This window comes from Ramlibacter sp., from assembly GCF_041916345.1.
GTDB lineage: Bacteria > Pseudomonadota > Gammaproteobacteria > Burkholderiales > Burkholderiaceae_C > Ramlibacter.
On sequence record NZ_JAYRZR010000112.1, the window covers coordinates 1 to 10,293 of the forward strand.

The window sequence follows — 10,293 nt, forward strand, 5'->3', positions numbered from 1 at the left end:
CGCCGACCTGTTCCGCGACAACGTGATGTTCGAGGGCGAACGCCTCACCGGCTTCTTCGACTTCTACTTCGCGGGCGTGGACACCTGGCTGTTCGACGTCGCGGTGTGCCTGAACGACTGGTGCATCGACCTGCCCACCGGCGCGCATGATGCGGCGCGGGCCAGTGCCTTCCTGCGTGCCTACGCCGCGGTGCGCCCGCTGGCCGCGGCCGAGCGCCAGTTGCTGCCCGCGATGCTGCGCGCGGGCGCCCTGCGCTTCTGGGTGTCGCGCCTGTGGGACTTCCACCTCCCGCGTGAGGCCTCGCTGCTCAAGCCGCATGACCCGACCCATTTCGAGCGCGTGCTGCGCCAGCGCATCGCCGAGCCCGTGACGGCGGCGGCGCTGGGGTGACACCACGCCCCCAAGGGCACGACGCGGTGAGCCCTTGCGTTAAATTTGTCACGTGCCATCCCGGCGCACCCTTCCAAGGCTGTCAGAAGCCGCATCCAATCCCGACTGCTGCACCGTAAGCCCCCGTGAAACTGAACATCGTCCCCGCGCGCACCGGCATCCAATGGGTCAAGCTCGGCATCGTCACCTTCCTGCGGCAGCCGCTGGCGCTGGCCGGACTGTTCTTCATGTACATGGCCGCCGTGCTGGTCGTGGCCATGGTGCCGGTGGTGGGCATGGTGGTCGGCAGCATGCTGGTGCCGGCGGCCACGCTGGGCCTGATGGCGGCCACGGCCGAGGCGAGCAAGGGCCGCTTTCCCATGCCTTCGGTGCTGCTCAGCGCCTTCCGGGCCGGGCGCCAGCGGGGCGCGGCGATGCTGCAGCTGGGCTTGATGTACACCGCGGGCTCGTTCGCGGCCACGCTGCTGGGCGAGCTGCTGGTCGGCGGCGCGCCAACCCCTGCGCCGGCCGCCGGGGCGGAGGCCGCCATGCAGCAGATCGATCCGCGCATGCTGGCCGTGATGGCGCTGCACGCACCGCTGGCGCTGCTGTTCTGGCATGCGCCGGCGCTGGTGCACTGGCACGGCATCTCGCCGGCCAAGAGCCTGTTCTTCAGCGGGGTGGCCTGCCTGCGCAACTTCGGGGCCATGCTGGTCTACGGCCTGGCCTGGATGGGGGTGTTCCTGCTGGCCGGCTTCGCGCTCAGCGCGATCGGCGCGGCCCTCGGGGGCGCCTCGGCCGTGCGCGCCGTGCTCATGCCGGCGGTGCTGCTGATGGCCTCCATGTTCACCACCTCGCTGTACTTCACCTTCCGCGACAGCTTCCTGGCCGACACCCCTGAAGCGACCGAGCCCACCGAGCCCCACCAGCCCCCACCAGGAGGAGACACCCCGTCATGACCCACCACATCCTGCTCGATCGCACCGAGGACGAACTGCTCTGGTTCCGTCGCCGCAGCTTCCTGCGCGGCGCGGCCGCCTTCACCGCCATGGGCGGCTTTGCCGCGGCCTTCGCGCAGCAGCGCACCAACGTGGTGGAGCTGACGGGTGACGCACTCGTCAACGGCTCCGCCCTGCGCCCCGACACGGTGATCCAGACCGGCGACCGCGTGGAGACCGGGCCGGGCTCCAACCTGGTGTTCGTGATCGGCACCGCGTCGTTCCAGGTGCGGCAGAACTCGCGCGTGACGGTCGATCGCGGCCAGACGCTCAACACCGTGAGCGTGCTGCGCATCGTCACCGGCGCCGTGGTCAGCGTATGGGGCAAGGGCTTCAGCCGCCAGATCGTGACGCCCACGCTCACCGCCGGCATCCGCGGCACCGGTGTCTACACCGAGGTGTTCCCGCAGCAGGACTCGCGCACCTACTTCTGCAACTGCTACGGCACGGTGGACCTGTCCGCCGGCCGCGACCGCGGCACCAGCGTGGCGGAGTACCACGAGTCCTTCTGGGGCGAGCCCGTGCCCAAGGACGGCAAGCTCATCACCCCCGCCAAGGCGATGAACCACACCGACGAGGAAGTGGAGGCCCTGGCCAAGCTGGTGGAACAGCGCACCGCCTGGCAGATCACCGGCCGCAAGGGGCAGAAGGCGGATGGGGGTGGGTATGGCGGCGGCGCGTATGGCGGTGCGGCGCCGGCGGCGGGTGGTTCACCTGCGAGCGGTGGCGCCAGTCCGTATGGGAGCAGCGGGTATCGGTAAGGCGGCGCAAACGCTGCTGGGGTTGCGCTGCGCTCCACCCCAGCCTACGGGAATCCCATCCAGGCAGAGGACTGGGCGGTTCGTAGGCTGGCGGTGACCGAAGGGAACCCCAGCGTTCCCCTCGCCAGGGCCTAGTTCGCCGTCTTGCGGAACGCCGTGATCGCGCGCGAGAGCTCCTGGTACTCCTCGCAGGCCTGACTCCCGCAGATCTTCTCCAGCTCCGCCAGGTGCTGCTCGGCCTGCAGGGGCCGCTTCTCCATCAGGTAGGCCTGGCCGATGTACTCGTGCGCGCCCTTGTGACGGGGATCCAGCCGCAGCGCGATGTAGTAGTGCTCGAAGGCCTTGGTCACGTCCGGATTGGCGCGCTTGCGGTAGCTCAGGCCCATGAGGTTGTGCGCGTCGGCGTTGCGCGGCTCTTCGCGCACCACCACCTGCAGTTCGCGCAGGGCGCCATTGAAGTCGCTTGCCGCGATGGCCTTGCGCGCGGCGGCCATGCGGTCGGCCACCACGTTGGTGGCACGCGGGATGTTGGGGTCGGTGCCCGGGGTGTCGGCGGCGCCGGCCGCAGCCGAGAGCGAGACAAGGACAGCGGCTAGGGTGATGCGCGGCATGAAGGCTTCTCCTGGAGCGTGTGCGATGCTCGTCCAATGCGACCCGGCGCGCAACCGACGGTTCCCCATCACCACCGCCGCGGCCGTGCAATGCGTCACGACAGGGCCATCGGCTTGACGGCACCCAGCTGCTGAAGCCGCTCCCCCATGGTCACCAGCAGGGGCCGCACCTCGCGCAGCAGGTACTCGGGCGCGAGCTGGAAGGCCGGCCCGCCGCAGTTGATGCCCATGATGCCCCGGCCGGCCAGCGGCCGGAAGGCGATGGCCAGCGCGTTCACGTCACCCTGCCACTCGCCGAAAGAGGCGCAGCAGCCCATGCGGCGGTACTCCTCCAGCCCGCGAAGGATGCCTGCCTCCACCACGGGCCAGCGCTCTGGGTCGCGCTCGCGCATCTGCTCCATCAGCGCGCGCCGCTCCACCTCGCTGCACACCGCCAGGTAGGCGCGCCCCATGGCGGTGGTGCCCAGCGGAATGCGCGATCCCACCTCCAGGCTGAGCGTGAGCGCCGATTCGCTGCGGCAGGTCTCCACGTAGATCATCGACAGGCGGTCGCGCGTGCCCAGGGCCACCATGGCCTGCGAGTGGTCCGCCAGCTCCTGCATCAGCGGGCGCGCCACGGCCCGCAGGTCCATGCGCGAGAGCATGGTGCTGCCCAGCGCCAGGACGGCGCTGCCCAGGCGGTAGCCCACGTTGCCGCGCTCGTCCTGCGCGTGCTCCAGGTAGCCGAGCTTGGTGAGCGTGTAGGTCAGCCGCGAGATGGTGGACTTGGGCAGGCCGCTGCGGCGCGCCAGCTCCTGGTTGCCCAGCAGGTGGTCCCGGGCGCGGAACACGCTCAGCACCTCGAGCCCGCGGGCGAGCGCGGTGACGAAGTGGCGATCCGGCTTGGCCTGCGCCGGCCGCCGCCCGCCGCCGTGAGGGGATGCATGGGTACTCATGTATTCATTCTGCACCGCGGCCCGCGTGAGGCCTGTCACCCATGCGTTTGGAGGGCACCACATTCCGCCCGGCAGAATGGCCCGCCGGTTGCCGGACGTCGCCGGTCTGACTACATTGCTTCGATTGACGTCCCGCCAACGAATGGCCAACAGTCCCCCCCAGCCCAAGAAGCGACCGCCGCATGCCGCGCCGGACTCGATCTACGGCATGGCCGACCCCATCCCCACGCCGGACGCCGTGGAGCACGACCCCGATTCCGGCTGGGCGCTGTGGAACCGGGTGGCCGAGTCGCAGGACAAGCCCTTCCAGGCCACCGTGCCGGCCACGCTCAGCGGGCGGCTGAACCCCGGCGAGTTCCCGCCCACCGCCAATGACAAGCTGCCCACCATGGGCATGCCCGCCACGTCGATCGAGACCGTGGACATCCTCGACCAGGCCCTGCAGGAGGTGCGCTGGCACAACCGCGTGTGCCTGCGGCCCGAGCGCTGGAAGCAGCTGTACGAGCTGCTGCCCGGCAAGATCCAGGAGCCGGGCCACTGGCGCCCGCCGCCGCCGGTGATCGGCCAGGCGTGGTTCGCCACCTCGTCCATCCCCAAGCGCCTGTGCTTCCAGGAGCACATCCTGTGGGCGCACAAGCACGGCGCACTGGAAGTGGTGGTCGCCTTCTACCGCGGCCTGCCCGAGACGGACTGGCTGCACATGGGCGACGAGGAGTAGCTCGCCCGCGAGCCCGCAGCGGCGCCCCCGCGGGGCCCTCAGCGGCGCCCCCGCGGGTCCCTCAGCGGCGCCTCCGCGCCGCCGCCGGCACGGCATGGCCTTCGCTCACCGCCACCTGCAGACGGCGCCACAGCGTGGCCCGGCTGATGCCCAGCAGGCTCGCCGCCTGTGCGCGGTTGCCCCCGCAGCGAGCCAGCGCCTCCACCGCCGAGAGGCCCGCCGCCTGCGGCGCCTCCGTTGCCCCCAGGGTAGGCGCCAGCTCCGGGCAATCCACCGCCAGCCGCGCCAGCGGTGCCGATGCGACGTCGGCCTGCGCCGCGAAGAACAGCGCGATGCGCTCGGCCACGTTCTCCAGCTCGCGCACGTTGCCCGGCCAGCGGTGCGCGCGCAGCGCGGACCGCACGCGGGCCAGCACGTCACGCGCCGGCAGGCCGCACTGCAGGCGCGCCAGGCTGCGATGCAGGGCGTCCAGGGCCAGCCGTTCCAGATCGGCGCCGCGCTCACGCAGCGGCGGCAGCGCGACGCGCAGCAGGTTGAGCCGGTAGTACAGGTCCGCGCGGAAGGCGCGCCGCGCGATCAGCGCCTCCAGCGGCTGGTGCGTGGCGGCGATCACCCGCACGTCCACTGGCACCGGCACGGTGGCACCCAGGCGCGTCACCTCCCGCTCCTGCAGCACGCGCAGCAGGCGCGTCTGCAGCAGCGGCGGCATGTCACCGATCTCGTCGAGGAACACGGTGCCCGTGTGCGCGGATTCGAACAGACCGGCGCGGCCGCCCCGGCGCGAGCCGGTGAAGGCACCTTCCTCGTAGCCGAACAGCTCGCTCTCCAGCAGGGACTCAGGCAGGGCCGAGCAATTCAGCGCGATGAAGGGCCGGCCGGCCCGCGGGCTGGCCTGGTGGATGGCCTGCGCCACCAGTTCCTTGCCGGTGCCGCTCTCGCCGGTGATGAGCACGGTGAGGTCCGTGGGCGCGAAGCGGCGCGCGGCATCCAGCGCATGGCGGAACGCAGGGCTCTCGCCCACGAGATCGTCGAATCGATGCCGCGCCGCCGCCGGCCCCCGGCGCCGCCGCTGCGTGCGCAGGCTGGAATCGGCCTGCTGGATCGTCGCCGCGTCGTACAGCGCGATCACCGCGCCTGTCACCGCGCCGCCCTCGCGCAGGGGCGTGCGGTTGACGATCCACTCGCGGCGGGCGAACTGCAGCACCTCGCCTTGGGCGCCTTCGCCCGTCTCCAGCGTCTCGCCCAGACCCAGCGCCGGCTCCACCGCGGCCAGATCCCGCCCCACGCGCGCGGCCGGCCCCAGCAGCTGCTGCATCGCGGAGTTGACGGCAATGATGCGGTGCCGCCGGTCCACGGCGAGCACCGCCTCCTGCAGGTTGTGCAGCACCGAGCGCACCTGCTCATGGCGGCTGGCTTCGAGCCGTGCCACGCGCCCCATCTCGATGGCGTCTTCCAGCGCCTGCCGCACCGACGCGGCCGAATAGGCCAGGATGCCGTGCAGGCCCTGCTGCTGCGCCATCTCCACGACGATGCTGGATCCGACGATCACCCCGCAGCCTTCGGCCGCCAGCGCCCGGAAGCAGGCCCGGGCCTCTTCCACCGTGCGGTAGGCGCGCTGCGCGACGTCCACATTGAGCAGCGCCTTCACGCGGTCCAGCTCGGCGATGGTGTCGCCGAAGGTCACCACGCCCACGCGGTCACCGAGCTGCCGCGCGCGCAGCAGGGCCAGCAGCAGGTCGTAGCCGTTCACGCCCACGCTCGCCACCGGGGAAGCGACCGCCTGCCGCAGCAGCGCCGCGTTGGAGCCGGCGCTCACGAACACGTCCACCTCGCCCGCCTCTTCGCGCGCCAGCGCGGCGGCCAGGGCCGAGTCGAAGCTGGCCTCGATCACCTCGATGCGCGCGCGGCCAGCGAAATCGGGCATGACGGTCAGCGCCAGCTCGCTCAGGTGCCGGTAGCTCAGGAAGCACAGGCGAAGCGGCGCAGCGGGCGACGCCGCCCCGGCGGGATCGATCTGTTTCATGAAACACTCTCTTTGTTTCCCGAGACATTATGAGACATGGGGTTCCGTCGGTCAGGATGGAAAATGCCTATTCAAATCAATCACTTGCATGAACAGCGCGAGCCGGGCACACGCTTTGCACCCAACCCCCTGCAGACCCGCCCGACCCCATGACCCCACTCGCCGGCCTGACCGTGCTCGACCTGACCCACATGCTGTCAGGCCCCTACGCCACCCAGCTGCTGGCGGACCTGGGCGCACGCACGATCAAGGTGGAGCCGCCGGGCCGCGGCGAAGCCACGCGCGAGCTGCTGCGCGACGATCCGCTGCATTCGCGCGATGGCATGGGCGCCTACTTCCTCACCCTCAACCGCAACAAGCAAAGCGTGGCCATCGACCTGAAGCACGCCGACGGTCGGGGCGTGTTCCTCGACCTGGTGGCGCGCGCGGACGTGGTGGTGGACAACTTCGCCGCCGGCGTGACCACGCGGCTGGGCATCGACCACGCGGCGCTGGCGGCCGTGAACCCGCGCATCGTCACCTGCTCCATCACCGGCTTCGGCGCCACCGGCCCCGGGCACGACCGGCCCGCCTTCGACCAGGTGGTGCAGGCCATGGGCGGCGGCATGTCCATCACGGGTGAGCCGGGCGGGCCGCCGCTGCGCGCGGGCATCCCCATTGGCGACCTGGGCGGCGGCCTCTTCGCCGCCATCGGCGTGCTGGCGGCCGTGCAGGAGCGGCATGTCACCGGGCGCGGACGGCACGTGGACATCTCGATGCTCGACGCGCAGATCTCGATGCTGAACTACATGGCCACGATGTACCTGCTCTCGGGCATCGTGCCAGGGCCGATGGGCAACGGGCACTTCGTCCATGTGCCCTACAACTGCTATCCCACCGCGGACGGCCACCTCATCGTGGCCTGCCTGGGCGATGCCATCTACGAGCGCCTGCTGACCGTGCTGGATGCGCCCGAGCTGCACGAGCCGCCGCTGCGCCGGCAGCCGGCGCGGCTGGCGGACAAGGCGCGCATCGATGCGGTGATGACGCGCGAGTTACAGCGCGCGCCCACGGCCGACTGGCTGCGCCGCCTGGGCGAGGCGCGCGTGCCTTGCGGGCCGGTGCAGGACTTTGCGCAGGCCTTGTCCGACCCGCAGGTGCTGGCCCGCGACATGGTGGTGCCCGTCACGCTGCCCACCGGCGAGACCATCCGCATGCCAGGCAACCCGGTGCGGCTGGACCCGCTGCCGGGCGAGACACCGCAGCCGCCCCCGTTCACCGCGCCGCCCGCCCTGGGTGCGCAGACCGACGACGTGCTGGGCGACTGGCTGGGCTACACGCCCGAGCGCATCGCGCGCCTGCGCGCGGCGGCGGCCATCGCCTGAGCTTCCATCCGATCCAAGGAGAACCGCATGACCACCGACAAGGGCACCCGCCTCGACCTCACCATGGTGGGGGACTGGGGCACCGCCAACTTCCACACCATCTGGGGCTGGGTCTCGGCGCACCTTCGCTGGCGCTCGGCACCGCTCTCGCGCTTCACCATCCGCACCGGCAGCGCGTACCGCGACAGCATCGACCTGGTGGGCATGGGCGAGGCGGATCTGTCGGTGACCACGCCCACGCACATCGGCGTGCGCTGGGCGCGCGAGGGCTTGCACTTCTACGCCGGCCGCGCCTACCCCAACCTGCGGACGCTGGGCCACCTGCCGCAGGACGACCGCCTCACCTTCGCCGTGCGGGCGGATGCGGGTGTGCGCAGCTTCGCCGACATCCGCGAGAAGAAACCGAAGCTGCACATCGCCATGCCGCCGCGGCAGGACGACTGCCTGTGCAGCTACGTGATCGACCTGATCTGGCGTGCGCACGGCATCGACCCGATGGACATCGTGGCCTGGGGCGGCAGCTACTACGAGCACGAGAACCCGCGTGCCACGCTGAAGGCGGCGCAGGCCGGCGTGTGCAACGCGGTCTTCAACGAGGCCATCATGGTGTCGAACTGGACGGATCTGGTGGAGCAGCAGGACATGGTGTTCCTGCCCATCGAGCCCGAGGCGATGAAGACCCTGGTGGAGGTGTATGGCCTGCGCCCCGCCGTGCTGGAGAAGGGCCGCCACCGCAACCCGGTGGATGTGCCGTGCCTCGACTGGTCGAACTGGGCGATCCTCTGCCGCGACGACATGCCCGAGGAAGTGGCCTATCGCGTGACGGCGGTGATGGTGGAGGAGCGCGCGGAGTTCGAGGGACGCTTCCGCCACATGCCGGTGCACCAGAGCCCGCTGACCTACCCGATCGACCCGAAGCGCATGCCGCACGGGGTGGATCTTCCGCTGCACCCTGGCGCCGAGCGCTACTACCGCGAACACGGCTACCTGGCCTGAACGCCTGCAAGACACCCAAGGAGACCGCGATGAACCACCCTACCCGCCGCCTGCTGCTGGCCGGGGCCGCCAGCGCGCTGGCCCCCGCGCTGCCCACGTGGGCGCAGACCCCTGCAACGGCCTACCCCTCGCGCGTGGTCAGCATCGTCGTGCCCTTCGGCGGCGGCAATGCGTATGACCTGATGGTGCGCTACCTCGCCGACCGGCTGAAGGAAGCGACAGGCCAGCCCTTCATCGTGGAGGCCAAGCAGGGGGCGCTGGGCGGCGTGGCCGCCTCGTACGTGGCGCGCGCGGCGCCCGATGGGCACACCATCCTGTTCGGCGCCAACTCCACGCACGCGGCCAACATCCACCTGTTCAAGAAGCTGCCCTACGACCCGGTAGCCGACTTCGCGCCAGTGACCACGCTGGCCACCATTCCGCAGGTGCTGGTGGTGGCACCCTCGTTGGGCGTGAACACGCTGCAGGAGCTGATCACCCTGGCGCGCAGCCAGCCGGGCAAATTCAACTACGGCAGCTCCAGCGCCACCGGCCGGGTGGCCTCGGAGTCGTTCCGGCAGATGGCCGGCATCGAGGCCGTGCACGTGCCCTACAAGACCTCGGCCCAGGCCATCACCGATCTGATCGGCGGCCAGCTGCACTTCCTGATCACCGACGCCGGCCTCGGCATCGCGCAGGCGCAGGGCGGCAAGCTCAAGGCGCTGGGCATCACGTCACCGCGCCGCGTGCCCTCCGCGCCCGACCTGCCCACGCTGGCCGAAGCCGGGCTGCCCGGCTTCGAATTCACCGCCTGGCTCGCCCTCTTCGTGCCCGCGAAGACGCCGCAGCCGGTGGTGCAGCGCCTGTCGGATCTGGTCAACGTGGTGGTGCGCAGCCCCGGCATGCTGGAGTACCTGGCGAAGATCCACGCGCTGCCCTTCCCCGGCGACCCCGAGTCGCTGCGCCGCCTGGCCGAACGCGACACCGAGCGCTGGGGGAAGATGATCAAGGCGGCGGGGATCGAGCCGGAGTAGCCGCGCAGGCGTGCGGGGACCACGCGGCCATGACCTCCCACGTCATCGCTGGCCAGCCGGTGGCTGCCGAGAATCCGCCGCACACTCTGGAGGTTTCGATGCAGCGAGCGATTCTGATGGGCGTACTGGCCGTCTTCTCGGCCCTCACGGCAGCGGCCGTCTGGCAGCATGGCTACTGGGGCCTCTTCGCGCACCAGTTCCAGAACACCGCGGGCCTGCAGGTCCTGGCGGACCTGGGCCTCGCCCTGGCCCTGGTGCTCACCTGGCTCTGGCGCGACGCGCGGGCCGCCGGCCGCAACCCGGTGCCGTGGGTGGTGCTCACGCTGGCGGCGGGCTCGTTCGGGCCCCTCCTCTATCTGCTGACGCGGCGCAAGGGGTGATGGCACGCGAGAGGGAAACGCTGATAGGGGTAGGAAAGGGCCAAGGCCCTCCCCTCCCTCCGAACCGTACGTGCAGTTCTCCCGCATACGGCTCTCCGGTCGAGAGTTGATCCTCATCGGGATT

Annotated in this window: 11 protein-coding genes; 8 read left to right on the plus strand and 3 right to left on the minus strand. The window is 71.0% G+C overall.

All coding sequences use genetic code 11. The annotated features are described in order from the left end of the window. The 3 genes from ACE3T5_RS19355 to ACE3T5_RS19365 form a co-directional block, all read left to right on the plus strand. Positions 1 to 391: phosphotransferase (locus ACE3T5_RS19355; protein WP_374669744.1), on the plus strand; the 391-nt coding region annotated here is incomplete at its 5' end. Between the two features lie 125 nt (positions 392 to 516). Beyond that, positions 517 to 1,329 carry a BPSS1780 family membrane protein gene (locus ACE3T5_RS19360; protein ID WP_374669745.1) on the plus strand — a complete coding sequence of 271 codons (813 nt, stop codon included), beginning with the start codon at positions 517 to 519 and terminating at the stop codon, positions 1,327 to 1,329. After that, on the plus strand, positions 1,326 to 2,129 hold the full coding sequence (locus ACE3T5_RS19365) for an iron dicitrate transport regulator FecR (RefSeq protein WP_374669746.1): 804 nt from the start codon (positions 1,326 to 1,328) through the stop codon (positions 2,127 to 2,129). Before ACE3T5_RS19360 ends, ACE3T5_RS19365 begins: the two co-directional genes overlap by 4 nt. A 131-nt stretch (positions 2,130 to 2,260) precedes the next feature. Here the strand turns inward: ACE3T5_RS19365 and ACE3T5_RS19370 are convergent, their stop codons facing one another. Both ACE3T5_RS19370 and ACE3T5_RS19375 read right to left on the minus strand, forming a co-directional pair. Further along, positions 2,261 to 2,740 carry a tetratricopeptide repeat protein gene (locus ACE3T5_RS19370; protein ID WP_374669747.1) on the minus strand — a complete coding sequence of 160 codons (480 nt, stop codon included), beginning with the start codon at positions 2,738 to 2,740 and terminating at the stop codon, positions 2,261 to 2,263. Positions 2,741 to 2,835: 95 nt separating this feature from the next. Continuing rightward, complete coding sequence (locus ACE3T5_RS19375) at positions 2,836 to 3,675, minus strand: IclR family transcriptional regulator (RefSeq protein WP_374669748.1); 840 nt, start codon at positions 3,673 to 3,675, stop codon at positions 2,836 to 2,838. 208 nt (positions 3,676 to 3,883) lie between these two features. Here ACE3T5_RS19375 and ACE3T5_RS19380 point away from each other — a divergent pair, with 208 nt between their 5' ends. Next, positions 3,884 to 4,393 carry a hypothetical protein gene (locus ACE3T5_RS19380; RefSeq protein ID WP_374669749.1) on the plus strand — a complete coding sequence of 170 codons (510 nt, stop codon included), beginning with the start codon at positions 3,884 to 3,886 and terminating at the stop codon, positions 4,391 to 4,393. A gap of 61 nt (positions 4,394 to 4,454) precedes the next feature. Here ACE3T5_RS19380 and prpR read toward each other — a convergent pair whose 3' ends face one another. Continuing rightward, on the minus strand, positions 4,455 to 6,416 hold the full coding sequence (gene prpR / locus ACE3T5_RS19385) for a propionate catabolism operon regulatory protein PrpR (protein ID WP_374669750.1): 1,962 nt from the start codon (positions 6,414 to 6,416) through the stop codon (positions 4,455 to 4,457). A gap of 149 nt (positions 6,417 to 6,565) precedes the next feature. Between prpR and ACE3T5_RS19390 the strand changes: the two genes are divergently transcribed. The 4 genes from ACE3T5_RS19390 to ACE3T5_RS19405 all read left to right on the plus strand — a co-directional run bounded on the left by ACE3T5_RS19390 (position 6,566) and on the right by ACE3T5_RS19405 (position 10,169). After that, positions 6,566 to 7,780 carry a CaiB/BaiF CoA transferase family protein gene (locus ACE3T5_RS19390; RefSeq protein ID WP_374669751.1) on the plus strand — a complete coding sequence of 405 codons (1,215 nt, stop codon included), beginning with the start codon at positions 6,566 to 6,568 and terminating at the stop codon, positions 7,778 to 7,780. A 27-nt stretch (positions 7,781 to 7,807) separates the two neighbouring features. Further along, positions 7,808 to 8,776: a TAXI family TRAP transporter solute-binding subunit gene (locus tag ACE3T5_RS19395; protein ID WP_374669752.1), complete on the plus strand. Its 969-nt coding sequence runs from the start codon at positions 7,808 to 7,810 to the stop codon at positions 8,774 to 8,776. A gap of 29 nt (positions 8,777 to 8,805) precedes the next feature. Beyond that, positions 8,806 to 9,789 (plus strand): Bug family tripartite tricarboxylate transporter substrate binding protein, encoded by a 984-nt coding sequence (locus ACE3T5_RS19400; RefSeq protein ID WP_374669753.1) that lies wholly within the window; start codon positions 8,806 to 8,808, stop codon positions 9,787 to 9,789. Positions 9,790 to 9,887: 98 nt separating this feature from the next. Continuing rightward, entirely contained in the window at positions 9,888 to 10,169 is a 282-nt protein-coding gene (locus ACE3T5_RS19405; RefSeq protein ID WP_374669754.1) for a DUF2834 domain-containing protein, read from the plus strand. The last annotated feature ends 124 nt before the right edge of the window (positions 10,170 to 10,293 follow it).

Bases quoted from the DNA above. Each gene is read 5' to 3' on its own strand.
- ACE3T5_RS19365 (WP_374669746.1), top strand. From the start codon at position 1,326: ATGACCCACCACATCCTGCTCGATCGCACCGAGGACGAACTGCTCTGG.
- ACE3T5_RS19370 (WP_374669747.1), bottom strand. From the start codon at position 2,740: ATGCCGCGCATCACCCTAGCCGCTGTCCTTGTCTCGCTCTCGGCTGCG.
- ACE3T5_RS19375 (WP_374669748.1), bottom strand. From the start codon at position 3,675: ATGAGTACCCATGCATCCCCTCACGGCGGCGGGCGGCGGCCGGCGCAG.
- ACE3T5_RS19380 (WP_374669749.1), top strand. From the start codon at position 3,884: ATGGCCGACCCCATCCCCACGCCGGACGCCGTGGAGCACGACCCCGAT.
- prpR (WP_374669750.1), bottom strand. From the start codon at position 6,416: ATGAAACAGATCGATCCCGCCGGGGCGGCGTCGCCCGCTGCGCCGCTT.
- ACE3T5_RS19390 (WP_374669751.1), top strand. From the start codon at position 6,566: ATGACCCCACTCGCCGGCCTGACCGTGCTCGACCTGACCCACATGCTG.
- ACE3T5_RS19395 (WP_374669752.1), top strand. From the start codon at position 7,808: ATGACCACCGACAAGGGCACCCGCCTCGACCTCACCATGGTGGGGGAC.
- ACE3T5_RS19400 (WP_374669753.1), top strand. From the start codon at position 8,806: ATGAACCACCCTACCCGCCGCCTGCTGCTGGCCGGGGCCGCCAGCGCG.
- ACE3T5_RS19405 (WP_374669754.1), top strand. From the start codon at position 9,888: ATGCAGCGAGCGATTCTGATGGGCGTACTGGCCGTCTTCTCGGCCCTC.